Annotated in this window: 22 protein-coding genes; 20 read left to right on the top strand and 2 right to left on the bottom strand. The window is 60.7% G+C overall.

Annotated elements, in window-relative coordinates:
• Positions 1-52 precede the first annotated feature (52 nt).
• Genes R3D65_RS06250 through R3D65_RS06220 form a run of 7 tightly spaced genes read left to right on the top strand, consistent with a single transcriptional unit; the run spans position 53 to position 4,325 of the window.
• Complete coding sequence (locus R3D65_RS06250; RefSeq protein ID WP_371274997.1) at positions 53-550, top strand: L,D-transpeptidase; 498 nt, start codon at positions 53-55, stop codon at positions 548-550.
• Positions 547-861 (top strand): hypothetical protein, encoded by a 315-nt coding sequence (locus R3D65_RS06245; protein WP_075995224.1) that lies wholly within the window; start codon positions 547-549, stop codon positions 859-861. The genes R3D65_RS06250 and R3D65_RS06245 overlap by 4 nt, the downstream gene beginning before the upstream one ends.
• Positions 858-1,334, top strand: a complete 477-nt coding sequence (locus R3D65_RS06240; protein WP_075995223.1) for a DUF411 domain-containing protein — start codon at positions 858-860, stop codon at positions 1,332-1,334. The genes R3D65_RS06245 and R3D65_RS06240 overlap by 4 nt, the downstream gene beginning before the upstream one ends.
• A complete protein-coding gene (locus R3D65_RS06235) occupies positions 1,331-1,996 on the top strand; it encodes a L,D-transpeptidase (RefSeq protein WP_371274375.1) in 666 nt (221 codons plus the stop codon). The genes R3D65_RS06240 and R3D65_RS06235 overlap by 4 nt, the downstream gene beginning before the upstream one ends.
• Positions 1,997-2,004: 8 nt before the next feature.
• On the top strand, positions 2,005-2,508 hold the full coding sequence (locus R3D65_RS06230; RefSeq protein WP_075995222.1) for a cytochrome c: 504 nt from the start codon (positions 2,005-2,007) through the stop codon (positions 2,506-2,508).
• 37 nt (positions 2,509-2,545) lie between these two features.
• Positions 2,546-4,057, top strand: coding sequence for a multicopper oxidase family protein (locus R3D65_RS06225; RefSeq protein WP_371274374.1), 1,512 nt, complete (start codon positions 2,546-2,548; stop codon positions 4,055-4,057).
• A 10-nt stretch (positions 4,058-4,067) separates the two neighbouring features.
• Complete coding sequence (locus tag R3D65_RS06220; RefSeq protein ID WP_371274373.1) at positions 4,068-4,325, top strand: hypothetical protein; 258 nt, start codon at positions 4,068-4,070, stop codon at positions 4,323-4,325.
• Positions 4,326-4,342: 17 nt separating this feature from the next.
• On the opposite strand, the gene R3D65_RS06215 is transcribed toward R3D65_RS06220, so the two are convergent.
• Together R3D65_RS06215 and R3D65_RS06210 are read right to left on the bottom strand one after the other, a co-directional pair.
• A protein-coding gene (locus R3D65_RS06215; RefSeq protein WP_371274372.1) for an IS3 family transposase occupies positions 4,343-5,469 on the bottom strand; the annotation gives its coding sequence in 2 pieces (ribosomal slippage) (positions 4,343-5,205 and positions 5,205-5,469; 1,128 coding nt in all).
• 169 nt (positions 5,470-5,638) lie between these two features.
• On the bottom strand, positions 5,639-6,343 hold the full coding sequence (locus R3D65_RS06210; RefSeq protein WP_197435281.1) for an autoinducer binding domain-containing protein: 705 nt from the start codon (positions 6,341-6,343) through the stop codon (positions 5,639-5,641).
• A 210-nt stretch (positions 6,344-6,553) separates the two neighbouring features.
• Between R3D65_RS06210 and R3D65_RS06205 the strand changes: the two genes are divergently transcribed.
• From R3D65_RS06205 to R3D65_RS06145, 13 genes are read left to right on the top strand one after another with little or no spacing between them, the layout of a single operon-like run.
• Complete coding sequence (locus tag R3D65_RS06205; RefSeq protein WP_156715764.1) at positions 6,554-7,186, top strand: acyl-homoserine-lactone synthase; 633 nt, start codon at positions 6,554-6,556, stop codon at positions 7,184-7,186.
• Between the two features lie 24 nt (positions 7,187-7,210).
• Positions 7,211-8,194: a P-type conjugative transfer ATPase TrbB gene (gene trbB, locus R3D65_RS06200; RefSeq protein ID WP_156715762.1), complete on the top strand. Its 984-nt coding sequence runs from the start codon at positions 7,211-7,213 to the stop codon at positions 8,192-8,194.
• Positions 8,184-8,555, top strand: a complete 372-nt coding sequence (locus R3D65_RS06195) for a TrbC/VirB2 family protein (protein ID WP_156715760.1) — start codon at positions 8,184-8,186, stop codon at positions 8,553-8,555. Before trbB ends, R3D65_RS06195 begins: the two co-directional genes overlap by 11 nt.
• Positions 8,548-8,847: a conjugal transfer protein TrbD gene (locus tag R3D65_RS06190; protein WP_156715758.1), complete on the top strand. Its 300-nt coding sequence runs from the start codon at positions 8,548-8,550 to the stop codon at positions 8,845-8,847. The genes R3D65_RS06195 and R3D65_RS06190 overlap by 8 nt, the downstream gene beginning before the upstream one ends.
• A gap of 2 nt (positions 8,848-8,849) precedes the next feature.
• Positions 8,850-11,285 (top strand): conjugal transfer protein TrbE, encoded by a 2,436-nt coding sequence (locus tag R3D65_RS06185; protein WP_371274371.1) that lies wholly within the window; start codon positions 8,850-8,852, stop codon positions 11,283-11,285.
• Positions 11,263-12,051 (top strand): P-type conjugative transfer protein TrbJ, encoded by a 789-nt coding sequence (gene trbJ / locus R3D65_RS06180; RefSeq protein WP_156715754.1) that lies wholly within the window; start codon positions 11,263-11,265, stop codon positions 12,049-12,051. The genes R3D65_RS06185 and trbJ overlap by 23 nt, the downstream gene beginning before the upstream one ends.
• A gap of 4 nt (positions 12,052-12,055) precedes the next feature.
• Positions 12,056-12,316 (top strand): DUF2749 domain-containing protein, encoded by a 261-nt coding sequence (locus R3D65_RS06175; protein ID WP_156715752.1) that lies wholly within the window; start codon positions 12,056-12,058, stop codon positions 12,314-12,316.
• Positions 12,317-12,319: 3 nt separating this feature from the next.
• A complete protein-coding gene (gene trbL / locus R3D65_RS06170) occupies positions 12,320-13,495 on the top strand; it encodes a P-type conjugative transfer protein TrbL (protein ID WP_156715750.1) in 1,176 nt (391 codons plus the stop codon).
• Between the two features lie 29 nt (positions 13,496-13,524).
• The gene (gene trbF / locus R3D65_RS06165; RefSeq protein WP_046110280.1) at positions 13,525-14,187 is read left to right on the top strand and encodes a conjugal transfer protein TrbF; all 663 of its coding nucleotides are present in this window, start codon (positions 13,525-13,527) and stop codon (positions 14,185-14,187) included.
• A gap of 41 nt (positions 14,188-14,228) precedes the next feature.
• Entirely contained in the window at positions 14,229-15,050 is an 822-nt protein-coding gene (gene trbG / locus R3D65_RS06160) for a P-type conjugative transfer protein TrbG (protein ID WP_246188832.1), read from the top strand.
• 2 nt (positions 15,051-15,052) lie between these two features.
• Positions 15,053-15,514, top strand: coding sequence for a conjugal transfer protein TrbH (trbH, locus tag R3D65_RS06155; RefSeq protein WP_156715746.1), 462 nt, complete (start codon positions 15,053-15,055; stop codon positions 15,512-15,514).
• 10 nt (positions 15,515-15,524) lie between these two features.
• Entirely contained in the window at positions 15,525-16,832 is a 1,308-nt protein-coding gene (trbI, locus tag R3D65_RS06150) for an IncP-type conjugal transfer protein TrbI (RefSeq protein WP_156715744.1), read from the top strand.
• Positions 16,832-17,458 (top strand): hypothetical protein, encoded by a 627-nt coding sequence (locus R3D65_RS06145; protein ID WP_156715742.1) that lies wholly within the window; start codon positions 16,832-16,834, stop codon positions 17,456-17,458. Before trbI ends, R3D65_RS06145 begins: the two co-directional genes overlap by 1 nt.
• The last annotated feature ends 14 nt before the right edge of the window (positions 17,459-17,472 follow it).

The raw sequence follows: 17,472 nt of genomic DNA, 5'->3' as shown, positions 1-17,472 counted from the left end.
CAAACGCAGTTTCATGCTGGGCCTGGCGGCCTCGGCACTTTCGCCAGCATCAATGGCAAGGGCACACAAGCGCCCGTTCAAGCTTGATCCGCGGTTCGAGCCGCAGACCGTTCGCTTTTCCGGATACAGCCCGGGTACGATCATCGTCGATCCACGCAACCATTTTCTCTACCTGCAGACTGGCGTGGGAACCGCACGTCGGTATGGCGTCGGCGTCGGCAAAGCCGGATTGGCGTTCCGGGGTTCTGCAAAAATCGGGCGCAAGGCCAAATGGCCAAGCTGGACCCCGACCAAGAACATGATCCGCCGGGAACCGGGGAAATATGCCAAATACGCTAATGGCGTTCCAGGCGGTCCGGACAATCCTCTCGGTTCGCGCGCGTTGTATTTGTACCGCAATGGCCGCGACACAATGTACCGGATTCACGGCACAACCCAACCGTCTTCAATCGGGCGTTCCGTTTCAAACGGCTGCATCCGGATGATCAATGCGCATGTCGAGGACCTCTATGAGAGGGTTCCGGTGGGCGCAAGGGTGGTGGTGCTATGATGGAAAACAGTCCGCAAAAACTGTTCCCCTATGCGCTCTCCTCCAACGTGGCGAGAGTCCATGCGCAACCCATCGAAGGCGTTCGTGAGACACGCAATACCGGCCATTGGATCATGATCGCATGCTGCATTCCGATGGTCGGTGGTGCGGGATTGCTGCTCTGGGCCATGGGCCCTGACGCAAATTGGGCTGAACGGCTCGGCGCATTAGTACCAATCGGCATTTGTCTTGGTGCGCACCTCGTCATGCACAAGATCATTGGTCGGACCTGTCACGGCCAACACTCACAAAAAGGACAAGACCAGAAATGAAAACACTGATCAAAATCGCGGCCACTTCCTTGCTGGCTGCCAACCTGCTTACACTCCACGCCCATGCAGGCGAGACTGATGACAAGCATATTACCGTCTTCAAGACACCCTGGTGCGGATGCTGTCAGGTCTGGGTCGAGGCCGTCGAAAAAGCCGGCTACACGGTCGAGACCAAAGATATGGAAGACCTTTCCTCCATCAAACAACAGGCGGGGGTCGGCAAGGATCTTGAGGCCTGCCACACGGCGGTGATGGGCGGAGAGCGCAAATACGTTCTCGAAGGCCATGTGCCGCTGGAAGCGATGGAGAAGCTTATGTCCGAACTACCCGACATTCGTGGCATTTCCACACCGGGCATGCCGATGGGATCGCTCGGCATGGGTTATGATCCGAAAGCGCAGTACAAGGTGTTGGCCTTCACCGGCAAAACCGGAGAGACGCCTACGGTATTTTATGAGGCCGGAAAGCAATGAACCGGCGCAGCTTTATCATCGGGGCGAGTGCGACATCCGCACTTGCCCTGACTGGGTGTTCTACAATCGATGCCGTCGACCTTGAGCGCAAGGCAGCGCCCGCCGGGCCGCCGCCCGGTTTCGTCTCCATATATGGACCGATCCCCAGCGAGCAATTCCCGATACCGGCTGTCGATTTGACAAAGGTTCCGCAGCAGTTCTGGCGCAGGCAGGTCGATTATTCGTCACCCCACCCTGTCGGCACACTGATTGTGGATACCAACACATTCTATCTTCATCTGGTGCAGGAAGGCGGCAAAGCCATGCGCTATGGCGTCGGACTTGGGAGGCAGGGTTTTGAATGGTCTGGACGCGGCATGATCCAGTGGAAACAGGCTTGGCCCAAATGGACCCCGCCTGCTGAAATGATCGAACGTCAGCCCGAACTGGAGAAATGGAGCGCTGAGAATGGCGGCATGCCGCCCGGCCTGGATAATCCGTTGGGTGCAAGAGCGCTCTATATTTTTCAGAACGGCGAAGACACGCTTTACCGGATCCATGGATCGCCCGAATATTGGACCATCGGAAAAGCGGTCTCCAGCGGCTGTGTCCGTTTGATGAATCAGGACATCATCGACCTCTATAGCCGTGTACCCGGCGGTTCGACCCTAATCGTTGTGTAGGTCTTGCCATGTTTTCAAAACGCATTTTGATCATTCTTCTGGGCCTTTGCGCAGCCGGTGCAATGATCTTCTTCGGCGTGGAGTTGCTTGGACGGGACGATGCGCAGGCCAATGCACTGCTTCGTCCAGAAGATCGGAGCCTTGTTGCCTTGGGCAGCACAATTTACGCTGACAATTGCGCGTCCTGCCATGGCGCCAATCTGGAAGGTCAGGTCGAGGATTGGAGATCGCCGGGGCCCGACGGATTGATGCCGGCGCCGCCACATGACGAAACGGGCCACACATGGCACCACCCTGACGAAATATTGTTCAAGATTACCAAGCTCGGAATCGTCAAGGCTGCCAATTTGAAGGACTACAAATCGGCGATGCCCGCCTACGAGGGTATCCTGTCCGATGCGGAAATCGTTGCGGTTCTATCCTATATTAAAAGCACATGGCCGGACGAAGTCCGCGCCGGACACGACGAGATGAATGCACGTTATGCCATGGAACCGGCGGAGACGCGATAGAGGCTGAACAACCAGCCAACTTGAAAGGAATATCCCCATGCTGACACGCCGCAAAGTACTTGCAGGTGGCGCGGTTCTGGCTGCGGGTGCGGCTGCTTACGGCATCATGGATGGCCGTAGCTCCATAAGCCTCGCCAAAGCAGCAAATCTGCCGCGCCTCAAAATGCCGCCATTGCTGGATACACTGGCGTCTGGTCGATTTGAGCTAATGGCTCAAGCCGGTGAAACCCGCTTTTTCGATGGGAGATCGACACCGACACTAGGTTTCAACCAAGCCTATCTTGGTCCGGTTGTGCGAATTCAGAATGGACCGCTGCAACCGAAGGTCGCCAATGCCCTCACGTGGCCCGTCAGTTCGCACTGGCACGGCCTGCTGGTTCCCGGCGAACACGACGGCGGGCCGCATCTTCCGATTGCACCGGGTTCCAGTTGGTCGCCGGACATGGAAATCAGCCAACAGCCCTGTACCGCCTTCTTCCATACCCACATCCATGGACGGACTGCACAGGATGTTTATGCCGGGCTGGCCGGCGTAATCCACATCGTTGATGGCCGCGATGGCGAGCGAGGCTTGCCGGAATCTTATGGCACGGACGATCTGACACTCATTGTTCAGGATCGAAGGTTCACCGGAAACGGCAACATGGTCTACGCGAATTCCATGATGGACATCATGCACGGAATGACCGGCGAAACCATTCTGGTGAACGGCCAATTCGGGACCGCTGCCCATGTGCCCAAGGGCATCGTGCGACTGCGTCTCGTCAACGCCTCGAACGCGCGGATTTATTCATTTTATCTCAGTGACTCGCGACCGATGCATCTCATCGCCACGGATGGCGGATATCTTCCCCGGCCCATGGCACTTGAAACTTTGCGTATGGGACCTGGAGAGCGCGCTGAGATCCTGGTCGATTTCACGAGTGGGCAGGCCGTGTCGCTGATGAGCGATGGGGATCCCAATCAAGGGATGGGAGGCATGATGGGCCGCGCGCGTGGTATGCTCGACGGTTTGACAGGCGCGCGGCGTTTTGAGGTTTTGCCGTTCTTGGTCGATGAACGTCTTCCTGCATCTGTCGACCTCTTGCCTGATGCGATTGGAGGCGAACCGCCCGCGCTCGCGGATTCCGAAACCATCAAAACCAGACGCTTCTCGCTCGACATGGGCATGGGAGGCGGCATGATGGGACGCGGCGGCATGATGGGGGGAGGCATGATGGGCGGCTTCGCCATCAACGGCGATCCGTTCGCGATGAACGTGATCAACGAACGTGTGAACCTTGGCGATACCGAGAGATGGGTCGTGAGCACTAACATGCTTGCTCATCCGTTTCACATTCACGGAGTGGCGTTTCAAGTCATTCGCGAAAACGGCAGGGATCCGTTGCCCGAAAGTACGGGGTGGAAAGATACGCTTGTGATCGATCAGGAGAGCGAATTACTTGTTCGGTTTACCCATCCTGCGGGCTATGAAACGCCGTTCATGTATCACTGCCATATCCTCGAACATGAAGACGGAGGTATGATGGGGCAGTTTACGGTGAGTTGAGGCGCATCAGATGACAGACTTGGAGGAACATTGGGAAAAAGCTTACGAAAAGGGCGACAGTAGCGTTTCCTGGTTCCAATCGACGCCCGAACCGAGTCTGGGACTGATCCTAGAGCATCGTGCAATTGCTAAACGCGGCGTCATCGATATTGGCGCCGGGGCATCCGCATTGGGAGACGGACTTTTCGAGGCCGGACTTAGCGACATCACACTTCTGGACATATCGGCCCGTGCACTTGAGATCGCGCTGGTGATCAGCCCCACTTGAGTGGTCCGGTTTGATTGTTAGTGCATGATCGGCCTTTGGTCCATTGGGATGGTGGTTTCAGGGGCCGGCGGGCGGTAGCCCAGTGCACTGTGCGGTCGTTTCGTGTTGTAGTGTCTCCTCCATTGCTCGATCAGGATTTGCGCCTCCTTGAGGCTATAGAAGATCTCGCCATTGAGCAGTTCGTCTCGGAACCTGGCGTTGAAGCTCTCGCAGTATCCGTTCTCCCATGGGCTACCAGGCTCAATGTAGGCCGTGCTGGCACCGACAGCTGCAATCCAGTCGCGAACTGTTTGCGCCACGAACTCCGGGCCGTTGTCTGACCGGATGTAAGCTGGAACCCCTCTCAGGATGAACAGATCGCTCAGGGCATCGACAACGCTGGTTGCATTGAGCTTGCGATCAACCTTGATGTCCAGACACTCCCGGCTAAACTCATCAAGGATGTTCAACGTGCGGAACACTTTGCCATCATCGGTTCGACAATGGACGAAGTCGTATGACCAGACGTGATTGCGATACTCCGGCCTGAGCCGAACGCATGAACCGTCATTGAGCCAGAGCCTGCCCTTCTTCGATTGTTTCATGGGAACTTTAAGCCCCTCCCGCCGCCATAGCCGTTCGACACGCTTGTCGTTTACCTGCCAGCCCGCATCTCTCAGCAGTGCAGCAATCCGACGGTATCCATAGCGACCATACTGACGAGCCAGCTCGACCATGTCCGCGATCAGGAGTTCTTCATCAGCACGGCCCCTTGGTAGCTTGCGCTGGGTGGAACGATGCTGACACAGAACCCTGCATGCCCGGCGCTCCGAGACGTTCAACCGGTGGCGAACTTGGTCAATGCAGGCACGGCGACGGGAAGGGCTTAGAAGTTTCCCCGGGCAGCCTCAGCCAGGATGAGCTTGTCCAGCGTCAGATCCGAGACGGCTTTCCTCAGCCGCTCGTTCTCCTTTTGAAGCCGTTTGAGTTCCTTAAGTTGGTCGGTTCCCATCCCACCATACTGCTTGCGCCATCGATAGAACGTCTGCTCGGTAATGCGAACCTCCCGGATCGCATCAACCCGGGCCATGCCTTGGCCGACAAGCACCTCAACCTGCCGCAACTTCGTGACAATCTCTTCCGGCTTGTGTCGTTTCGTAGCCATTATGATCCTCCGTTTTCCTAACTATAACGGCGGACCACTTCATTGGGGGAGGATCAGCCGGCCGGGTAGGGTCGGGGCCGTAGGCGCCATCGCGGACAACTCTCTTGCCGTCGCCAACCACAACTTACATGAGGTAGAGGCGGAACGGCCTTCACGCGGTCGAACAGGATCAGATCAACTGTTGACGCACCGCAAGCGCCACGGCGTGAGTGACATTGGTGGCATCCAGCTTTCGCCGAGCATTTTGCAGGTGATACTCGACCGTCCGGACCTTGGTTCCGACGATTTGCGCGATTTCGGACATGCGCTTGCCTTTTGCCATCCAGCTCAGACAAAGCCTCTCTCTGGGGCTTAGCTTGACGGTGACAGCAGGCATCGGCTCGAGCATCCAGCGCCGCGCATAGACATCCACGTGCGCTGCAATCGAAGCGGCAAGGAAGGGGCATTTTACCAGGCAATTGTCACACCGGTTCGAGGACGCGAGCGTGAATAATACCGTCCTGCCAAATCCGGCCGACACGGGCACTGATATCCCCGATGCGATGCCATGATCCCCGGCTTCTCCAAGGAAGCGCACCTGGTCCGGCGACAATGCTCGTCCAAGATCGCGTTCGGACCACGCAAAGCAGCGTTCAGAACGGCGGGCTTCCTGCACGACGGGATCGATGCTCGCGTATTTCTTGTTGATATAGTGGCCTTGCCATGCGCGCGGGTACGTCGAAAACGTGTCGATCTCCGGCCCACAAACCGAGAGATAGGCAAACCAGTCAAACCCCAATTCGCCGGCGAACTCCTTCACCGCGGCTTTGACCGGCGCCATCCCCTGGGCCGTTTCTAGTGCGTCTCGCAACTGGTCGAAGGCTTTGCTCGGCAACGATCCTCTCCGGGTGTTTTTGTCCTCAATTCGGGTAGTCGCAATTTCGAGTTGCATCGCAATTCAGCCATAAGTGCGGCAACGGCCCCTGGGCACTCCCCCCTGTCTATCACGGCGACGACTCTCCATCCCCTGTGACTTTTCACAGCTGGCGGTGCGCCGCCGCACGGGATTCAAGAGACCGCAATTCAATGGGTTAAGGATTGGGTCATGCGCGTCGTCGCCATTTGCCGCACGAGGGCTACAAGTAGTGAGCAACGTCTGCTCGAGCGCATGCACGAACTGCGCGCCAAGGTCTTCAAGCAAAGGTTAGACTGGGACGTCCAGGTCGAACACAACCAGGAAAAGGACGAGTACGACCGGCTCGATCCGACCTATCTCGTGCTCGTCGGCCACGATGGTCAGGTGATCGGTTGCGCCCGGCTGCTGCCGTCCACTGGACCAACGATGCTCGGTCAGACATTTCCGTTCCTGGCCGACGCTTCCTGCGTGCCCAAATCGGGCCGCGTGGTCGAGAGCTCGCGCTTTTGCATCGACACTGAACGCAGCGACATCGTTTCCGCGAGCGGACTGCGCGATGCGACCCACACTCTGTTCGCCGGCATTATCGAATGGTCGGTGGCCAATGGTTTCGACCGGATCGTCACTGTTACGGACGTTCGGTTTGAGCGCATTCTCAATCGGGCGAAGTGGCCACTGGAGCGGCTCGGGTCTCCACATCCCGTCGGCAATACCATTGCTGTCGCGGGCCTCCTACCTGCCGACGAAGCCAGTCTCGAGCTGGTGCGGCCGTCGAGCTACCTCCCCCTTTTCCCGGCCGCTGTTGAAGCCGCCGCGGCCTGACCTGAGCAGCTCGGGGGGCGATTCATGAGCGAGTCGACACGACGGCTGATCCTCAGCCTGCAGGACGCACTCGGCGCCTCGATCACGAGCGCGCTCGATGATCCGAAGGTCGTCGAGGTGATGCTGAACCCCGACGGCAATCTATTCATCGAGCGGGTAGGGCAGGGGATAGCGGCGGCGGGGCGGATGGCCTCCCATGACGCCGAGACCGTCATCGGCAAGGTCGCCCACGCCCTCAAGACCGAAGTCGACCAAGACCGGCCGATCATCTCCGGGGAACTGCCCATTGGGGGGCATCGCTTCGAAGGGCTCTTGCCGCCGGCAGCGCCCGCGCCAATGTTCACGATACGCAAGCGCGCCTCGATGCTGATCCGCCTCGATCAGTATGTCGCCGATGGCATCATGACACCCGAGCAGGTCGATGTGATCCGCGATGCGATCGTCAACCGGCTCAACATCGTCGTGTCTGGCGGCACAGGGACAGGCAAGACCACGCTCACCAATGCAATCCTGGCGGAGCTGGTCGAGACCACGCCGGAGCATCGGTTGGTGATCCTGGAAGACACCGCCGAGATCCAATGCGCGGCGGAAAACCATGTGATCCTGCACACCACCGACACGGTCGATATGGGCCGTCTATTGAAATCGACGATGCGGCTGCGTCCAGACCGCATCATCGTGGGCGAGGTCCGCGATGGCGCGGCCCTCACTCTCTTGAAGGCGTGGAACACCGGCCATCCGGGCGGTATCGCGACGGTTCACTCGAACTCGGCCGCCGCCGCTCTTACCCGCCTTGAACAGCTCGTTGCCGAAGTCAGCTCCCAGCCGATGCCGGAAGTCATCGGAGAGGCGGTCGACCTGATCGTCTCGATCGAACGCGCTCCTGGCGGGCGAACCGTTCGCGAGATCCTGAAGGTCGAAGGCTTTCACGACGGGCGATACCTCACCACGCCGGTCGGCGCGTCGAAATCGGAATCCATGCAGGGAAGAAATCTTCATGTCGTCTAAGAAGGCTCTCACGCTTCTCCTTGGCCTCGCGGCCGCATCGCTCGTCATGATCGAACCGGCGCTCGCCAGCAGCGGGGGAGGGGGCCTGCCCTGGGAAGGGCCTCTCGAACAGATTCAGGAATCCATCACCGGCCCGGTCGCCGGCGCCATTGCGCTCGCGGCGGTCGCCATTGCCGGCGGCATGCTGATCTTCGGCGGCGAGTTGAACGATTTCGCCCGCCGGCTTTGCTACATCGTGCTCGTCGCCGGCATCCTGCTCGGCGCAACACAGATCGTCGGTCTCTTCGGTTCCAGCGGCTCGTCCATCGGCGTGCCGCTTAAGGCGCACGAACAAGCGCCGGCGGTTGCCCCGCATGGCTGAAAGGGAAAGCCGGCTGGCGACGGCGCGGATACACCGCGCCCTTTCGCGTCCAACGTTGCTCTTTGGGGCTGACCGTGAGCTGGTGCTTCTGACTGGGCTCGCCGCGGTCATTCTCGTCTTCGTCATCCTGACGACCGTGTCGGCGCTGCTCGGCGTGGGTGTCTGGATCGTGGTAGTCGGGCTACTGCGCATGATGGCAAAAGCCGATCCGCTGATGCGCCGCGTCTACCTGCGCCACATCAAATACCGGCCCTACTACCGGCCGACCTCCACGCCCTGGCGGACGTTCTGACTATGGTTGCGCTCAAGAGGTTTCGCCATTCCGGCCCGTCCTTTTCCGATCTGCTGCCGTATGCGGCCTTGATCGACAACGGCACGCTCTTGCTCAAGGACGGGAGCCTGATGGCCGGCTGGTATTTCGCCGGTCCGGACAGCGAAAGTTCGACCGATTTCGAGCGCAATGAGGTCAGCCGCCAGATCAATGCCATTCTCGCCCGCCTTGGCACCGGCTGGATGATCCAGGTCGAAGCCGTGCGCGTGCCGGCGACGGCCTACCCAGCACGGGACAACTGCCACTTCCCTGACAAGGTGAGCGCACTGATCGATGAGGAACGGCGCAAGCGTTTCGAGGCAGCGGACGGGCACTATGAGAGCCAGCACGCCATCATCCTGACCTATCGCGAACCGGAGAAGCGCAAGTCCGGCCTCGTCAAATATGTCTATTCGGACGATGAGTCCCGCGCGACGACCTTTGCCGATCGCGCGCTCGATCACTTCCGGCGTTCGATCCGCGAATTCGAGCAATATATGGCAAACGTCGTCTCGATCCGCCGCATGGTCACACAGGAGACCATGGAACGCGGCGGCAGCCGCATCGCCAAATATGATGATCTGCTGCAATTCGCCCGCTTCTGCATCGTCGGCGAAAACCATCCGGTCCGCCTTCCCGACATTCCGATGTATCTCGATTTCGTCGTCACGGCCGAGTTCCATCACGGTCTCTCGCCACTGGTCGACAACCGCTATCTGGCGGTCGTGGCGATCGACGGCTTTCCGGCCGAAAGCTGGCCGGGCATTCTCAATTCTCTGGACCTGATGCCGCTCACCTATCGCTGGTCGAGCCGCTTCGTCTTCCTCGATCCGATCGAGGCCCCCCAAAGGCTCGAGCGCACGCGCAAGAAGTGGCTGCAAAAGGTGCGGCCGTTCATGGACCAGCTATTTCAGACCAATTCGGGCGCGATCGACCAGGACGCGGCGCTGATGGTGGCGGAGACCGAAGACGCCATTGCCGAGGCCAATTCACAGCTCGTCGCCTATGGCTACTATACGCCGGTCATCGTCATGTTCGACGACGATGAAGCTCGTCTTCGCGAAAAGACCGAAGGCGTGCGCCGGCTGATCCAGGCCGAAGGCTTTGCCGCGCGCATCGAAACGCTGAACGCAACCGAGGCTTTTCTTGGGAGTGTGCCCGGCAACTGGTACGCCAACATCCGCGAACCGCTGGTCAATACCCGCAACCTTGCCGATCTGGTGCCGCTCAACTCGGTGTGGTCGGGCTCACCGGTGGCGCCGTGCCCGTTCTATCCCGACGGCTCGCCGCCGCTGATGCAGGTTGCAAGCGGATCATCGCCGTTCCGTCTGAACCTCCATTCTGGCGACGTGGGTCATACCCTGATCTTCGGTCCGACCGGATCGGGCAAGTCGACGCTGCTAGCGCTGATCGCCGCGCAGTTCCGCCGCTACAGACAAGCCCAGCTCTTCGCCTTCGACAAGGGCAAGTCGATGTACCCGCTGACGGTCGCCGTCGGCGGCGATCACTATGATGTCGGGGCAGGGGGGGCGCTAACCTTCTGCCCGCTTTCCCAATTGGAAGATGATGGCGACAAGGCCTGGGCGGCCGGATGGCTGGAAACCCTTGTCGAGCTGCAGGGTGTGAAAGTGACGCCCGACCATCGCAATGCGATCGCCAGGCAGATCGAGCTTATGGCCGCCTCGACGCGCCGGTCGATCTCAGATTTCGTGTCGGGTGTGCAGGTGCGGGAGATCAAGGACGCGCTGCGCCACTACACCGTCGATGGTCCCATGGGGCATCTGCTCGATGCCGAGCGGGATGGCCTGACCCTCTCGGATTTCCAGACATTCGAGATCGAGGAATTGATGAACCTCGGCGACCGCAACCTGGTGCCGGTGCTGCTCTACCTCTTCCGTCGCATCGAAAAGCGCCTGACCGGCGCCCCCAGCCTCATCATCCTCGATGAGGCCTGGCTGATGCTCGGCCATCCGGCCTTCCGCGAGAAGATCCGCGAATGGCTGAAGGTGCTGCGCAAGGCCAATTGCGCCGTCGTTCTGGCAACGCAGTCAATCTCGGACGCGGAAAAGTCCGGCATCATCGACGTGCTCAAGGAAAGCTGTCCGACCAAGATTTGCCTGCCGAACGGCGCAGCGCGCGAAAGCGGCACGCGCGAGTTCTATGAGCGCATCGGCTTCAACGAGCGGCAAATCGAGATCGTCGCGACCGCTCTGCCAAAGCGTGAATATTACGTCGCTTCGCCTGACGGCCGGCGTCTGTTCGACATGGCCCTCGGGCCCATCACCCTGTCTTTCGTCGGCGCGTCGGACAAGGCCGCCATCAAGCGCGTCGATGAGCTGCGCGTCCACCATGGCGACGAATGGCCCGTCCACTGGCTCAAGCATAGAGGTATCGAAAATGCCGAAGCTCTTCTTGCGTAGTTCTCTCGCAAGCGTCCTGATCGCTGTCAGCCCTGCCGCGCCGGCCCAAGCCAGCGGGGCGCTCACCGGCGCGACCGAGTTCACGCAGATCCTCAACAATGGGGAGCTGATCGCGCTCGGCGGGCAGAACGCCGAGCAGATCGCAAATCAGGTGACGCAGATCTCCAACCAGGTGGAGCAGATCGCAAACCAGATTCGAATCTACGAGAACATGCTGCAGAACACCATGCAGCTTCCCGATCACGTGTGGGGACAGGCTCAACAGGACCTCGCCAACCTGCAAGGCATCGTGCAGCAGGGCCAGGGCATGGCCTTCTCGATGGGAAACCTCGACGATGTGCTCAAGCAGCGTTTCGACAGCTACGCCGATTTCCAGAACGGTCTTCCGAACGGGCAGGATTTCTCGTCGAGCTATCAGTCCTGGTCGGACACCAACCGTGACACAATCGGTGGAACGCTGGCGGCGGCTGGCCTCACGGCCGATCAGTTCTCAACCGAAGAATCCACCATGGCGCAACTACGCTCCCAATCGGAGTCGGCTGATGGCCAGATGAAGGCCTTGCAGGTCGGGCATCAGATCGCGACCCAACAGGTCGAGCAGATGCAGAAGCTTCGCGGTCTCGTTTCTCAGCAGATGACCATGATGGGCACCTGGTATCAGTCGGAGCAGGCTGAAAAGGATCTCGCTCAGGCTCGCCGCGACGCCTTTTTCGGCTCTACCGCACCGTCCACCTCCGGCGGCCAACAAATGCAGCCTCGGTGGTGACCCCATGGCAACGCTCAAACTCCCCATCGTCGTCGTGATCGCGATCGTTGCCGCCCTTGCAGGCGGCGCGGCGTCCTATGTGTTCATCCCGAGCACCGATCCGGAAGTGAAAGCGCTCCTCCAGCGCCAAGTCGAACTTGCCGAGCAAGAAGCGGCGGGACGCGAGGCAGCCGCCGAGCGGGCAAAGGACTTTTTCAACGCCAATCCCGACGACTACCCCACCTCGGGAGGCCAGCAGATAGCGCCCCGCTGGGGCGACAACTGAGTCATGCGCGCTTCGATGCTATTGAGATTGGCTGGGCTGATGATCGCCGGGCTTGCCATGGTCGATCCGGCCTTTGCGCAGGACGGTTCGATCCTGACCGATCTCGAAAATCAGGTCGCCAGCGCAGCGCAGGGCTGGCAGGACACCGTCATCAATGCGGCAACCTCGCTGTTTTGGATACTGGCCGGCATAGAAGTGGGTATCGCGGCGATCTGGCTCGCGATCCAGGCTCCGTCGCTTGACACATGGTTTGCAGAGCTTGTGCGGAGAAGCCTCTTCATCGGCTTCTTCCTCTTTGTTCTGCAGCAGGGTCCGGACTTGGCCAAGTCGGTTGTCGATAGCCTGTTTCAGCTCGGCGCGGATGGCGGGTCGGCTTCGCCGGCCGACGTCTTTAATGCCGGCGTCAAAGTAGCATCCGAACTCTCAGAAAATGCCCGGTTCGGCCTTTGGGAGGACAATGCCCTCGCCATGGCCTCGGTCTTCGCGATGATCGTCGTTGTCATCTGCTTTGCCCTCGTAGCGGCGATCTTCGTGGCCGTTCTGGTCGAAATGTATGTCGGTCTGCTCGCCGGCATGATCATGCTTGGCCTTGGTGGCTCGTCCTTTACCAAGGATTTCGCGGTCCGCTACCTCGTTTACGCCTTCTCAGTCGGCATGAAGCTGATGGGCCTCGTGATGATCGCGCGCATCGGCTCCGAGGTGCTAATCGGCCTTTCGAACGATACGGCTTCCGACGATCAATTCCTCACTACCCTGACGATCGCGGGCATTTCGGTCGTCGTCTTCATGATCTCCATGTACGTGCCGAACATCATTCAGGGCGTCGTCCAGGGCGTTTCCGTCGGCAACGGCATGGAAGCCATCCGCAGCGGTGGCCAGGTTGCCGGGTTCGCGGCGGTCGGTGCTGGCATGGCGGCCGGCGGCGCCGGCGTCGTCAAAGGTGGGATGGCTGCCGCCTCGGCGGCATCGCAAGCCGGCGCATCGCGTGGCGCGGCTGCAATGGCCGGGTTGAAAGCCGCGGGTGGCGCGGTCGGCTCCGCGGCGACCGACAAGTTGATGGGCATCCCCGGCGCCAAGATGGGTTCGACCCTCGGCCTTGCCAACGACAAGCTGCGGCAAGGCACCAATCCGGGCACCAGTTCCAGAAGTTCAAACAAAAAGATGGACGCCGACTCGTGAGGTCGGCCGGCCGTATCAGGCGAGGCTAGATGGCGAAGCGAAAATACCCCGACAATCCGTATCTGGCCGCCCGCTATGAGTGGAACGAGCGCTACGGCAGCTACATGCGCGCGGCCTCGGCCTGGCGCACCGTCGGCCTGCTTTCGATGAGCATGGCGGTGATCGGGTTCGGCTATGCCCTCTATCAGTCGACACAAGTCAAGCTCGTTCCCTATGTGGTCGAGGTCGACAAGCTCGGGGCGGCTGTCCTGGCCGGCTTCCCCGCGCAGATCGAATATGCCGACGAGCGCGTTGTGCGCTCGATGCTCGGCGCCTGGGTGTCGAATTTCCGGTCGATCACCCCGGATGCGACCGTGCAGAAGGGATATATCGACCGCACCTACGCGATGCTGAAGCAGCAGGACCCGGCGACCGAGAAGGTCAACAACTGGTTCCGCAACAATTCGCCTTTCGATCGCGCCCGCACCATGACGGTCTCGATCGAGGTCAACAACGTCGTCGCCCTCTCGAACCAGAGCTACCAGGTCGACTGGAGCGAGATCGAGCGCGACCGCGCGGGCAAGGAACTACGCACCCGCCGCTTTCGCGGCATCGCCACCGTGACTCTTTCGCCGCCCCAGGACGAGGCGGTCATTCGTCTGAACCCGATCGGCCTCTACCTCAAGGATTTCGATTGGACAGCCCAGCTTTGAGAAACGCTCGCGGAGTAAGAGTAATGTTCAACCTCAAGAAAATGCACGCGGGCGTGTGTGCGGCAACCCTGTTGCTGGGCACGTTCGCCCTCAATGTCGCCGTTGCGGCCGATCAGCAGGGCCTCAGCGGCAACGAAGCGCGGGGAACCGGACTTTCCACTCAGTGGCAGGGCACGGCCGCGGTGATGACGCGGGGGCCGGACGGCAAGGTCATTTACCTCTACGGCCAAACGCAGCCGTCCGTCGTTTGCTCGCCCCTCCAGCTCTGCGAAATCGAGCTGCAGGCCGGAGAAGCCGTGCGTGACGTGCTGGTGGGCGACACGGTTCGCTGGAAGGTCGAGCCGGCAACCTCCGGCTCGGCCGAAGGCCAGAAAATCCACCTGATCGTCAAGCCTTCGGAACCCGGGCTCGAGACGTCCATGGTGGTGACGACATCGCGGCGCACCTACCACATCCGGCTCAGGTCGCATCATCGCGACTACATGGCCCGCGTTGCCTTCGAATATCCCGAGGACGTGCAGGCCAAGTTCGATGCCCTCAACGCGCGCGTCGAGGCGAGCATCATCCCCGGCGCCGGCGTCCCGGCCGAAAACCTGAGCTTCAATTTCACTATCAGCGGACAAGCCCGCTGGCGCCCGACCCGCGTCTACACCGATGGCGCCAAGACCTACATTCAGTTCCCCGGCCAGATGATGAGCGGCGATGCGCCGGTGCTGTTCGTCGTCTCGGGCGGCGAAAACCGTATCGTCAATTACCGGCTCAACGGCACGATGATGATCGTGGACTATGTGTTCGATCGCGCCGTGCTGCTTTCCGGCGTCGGCTCCCGCCAGCAGAAGATCACCATTTCGAGGAGGGGCTGATCATGCGCGCCATCCACCGACTTTCCCGTGTTCTGGCACTCGTTCTTCTCACCGGCGCAACAACCGGATGCACCACCACGGGCGGAGGATACTTCACGCCGACCGTCAGTGCCGATGCCGCCAATCTCTCGCCGGCCGCGGCTGCGGCCGTCGCCGGCGACATGGTCTCCAAGCTCGCCGAGCATGTTGGCCCGGGCACCGGGACGATCGTCATCAAGCCCGACGATTCCGCATTCGGCCTCGCGCTCGAAGAGTCGCTGCGCGGCTGGGGCTATGCCGTTGCTTCGAACCAGGAGGCCTCCGGCGACACGATGATCCCGCTCGCCTATGTCATCGACACGTTCGAGGGCGCCGTCATGACCCGGATTTCGACGCCTTCGGTGGAGCTGACCCGCTCCTATGCGATGTCGGCGACCGGCGCGACACCGACAAGCCCGCTGTCTGTCATGCAGCGTACGACCTGAGGGGGGAGCCATGAGTTCGCTCGATCTCTCTCCCGGCGCCGAAGGCGGCGACGAGAAGCCCAAAATCCGGCGCTTGAACAAGCTGCCGGTCTTTCTCTTCATCGGCCTGGTCGTCCTTTTCTTCGGCGTTATCATTTGGGGCCTCTCGATCCGCGGCCTCAACCGGAGTGGGGGCACGCTCGATACCTCGACCGGCGCGCCGGCGACCGATTTCGCCGACCAGCTCAAGCGCGGCGTTTCGGACGGCGTGATCGAGGAGCCGCGCCCCGCGCAGCAGATTCAGGTGGTGCAGCCGGTCGAACAGGTGGAGAAGGAGCCACAATCCACCAATCCTTTCCCGCGCCAGCCGACAACACAGCAACAGCAACAGACGGCGCCGGTCGAAAGTGAAGCCGACTGGCGTGAGCGGCTGCAAAGGGAACAGGACGAGCAGATGTTTCGCTTGCTGCATCAGCAGCGTATGGCCAGGCTCCAGGCCGACGATGCTGCCTACGATAGCCCGATTGCGGTCAATATCGGTAACGTAGGGCAAGCGGCACAAGCGGGAACGCAACAGGCGACGACGGGGCAGGGCGCGCCTGGCGATCGCGCCGGCATGGCCGATCTTTATGCGGCTGCGCTGCGCGCCGGCGGCGCCGGGCAACAGGCCGACCCGAACAACCAGGCCGGCAAGACTGACTTCTTCAATCAGAGCATTGCCGATCTCGGTTATCTGCCGAACCGCGTCGTGCCGCAGCAGTCGCCCTTTGAGCTCAAACGCGGTTCGGTGATCCCGGCAACGCTCGTGACCGGTATCAACTCCGACCTCCCCGGCCGGATCACCGCCCAGGTCAGCCAGAACGTCTATGACAGTGCGACCGGCCATCGGCTGTTGGTGCCGCAAGGGGCCAAGCTCTTTGGCCGGTACGATTCCAATGTCTCGTTCGGGCAAAGCCGGGTGCTGGTGATCTGGACTGATCTCATTTTCCCGAATGGATCGACACTGCAGATCGGCGGCATGGCCGGCGTCGACGCGCAAGGCTATGGCGGCTTCCGCGATCAAGTCGATAACAAATTCCTGCAGACATTCGGCTCCGCGATCCTCATCGCCCTGATCGGCACCGGCATCGACATGGCGGTGCCAGAAAGCTCGACGCTTGCGACGCAGGACACCGCCTCGGATGCCGCACGGCGCAATTTCGCGGAAAGCTTCGGCCGGGTAGCGGACCAGACCATCTCCCGCAATCTCAATGTCCAGCCGACCCTCACCATCCGCCCAGGTTATGGGTTCAACATCATCGTCGAGCAGGACATCATTTTCCCGGGAGCCTATCGCTGATGGCCAGGCTGTTTTCGCTCGCCCGCAATGCCGCCGCGGCCATTGCGGTTGGAGTGCTTCTGACCGGTTGCCTCGTGCCGGAAACCATCGACGCCAACATCGTGCTCGAGGGGTACGAGTACGACATGCGTGTCGAAACCCGCCTCGCTGATCCCCGCGTCGCTAAAGCGCTTGCCGACGGCCACGTGCTCACAGAACAGGAAGAGGACCGGATGCGGGCGGAAGAGCGCAAGGCCGCTCGAATGCCCGGCTTTGAGCGCTTCACCTATGCCGGGGAAGGGCGCTTTGATCTCGTCGTCAATCTCACCGGCGAGCTGGACGCAAGCGGGTCCGCAATCGGCGTGCCGAATACGCGGGCGAAGTCGCAAGCCGATAACTTCCTGAGCATTCGGCGCATGGACGACGGAACCATTGAAGTCAGTACGCCAGAGATTCCGGAACGAGCCCGCGCCGAACTCGATCAGATCGCCATTGTGCCCAACGGAACGTTGACCGTGACCGTGTCCGGCACAGTCATCCAGACCAACGCCGACGAAACGCCCGGGTCCTTCGGCGGAGCGTATCGCTGGAACATCTCGTCTTGGGATGACCGTGTATTTCTCAAGGTCAACCCGGCTTCTGATTGATGCAGCTTGGCCCC

This window comes from Zhengella sp., assembly GCF_041397485.1.
Taxonomy (GTDB): Bacteria; Pseudomonadota; Alphaproteobacteria; order Rhizobiales; family Rhizobiaceae; genus Zhengella.
Note: the sequence above shows the minus strand (reverse complement) of the source record. Positions and strands in the feature narration are given on the sequence as shown.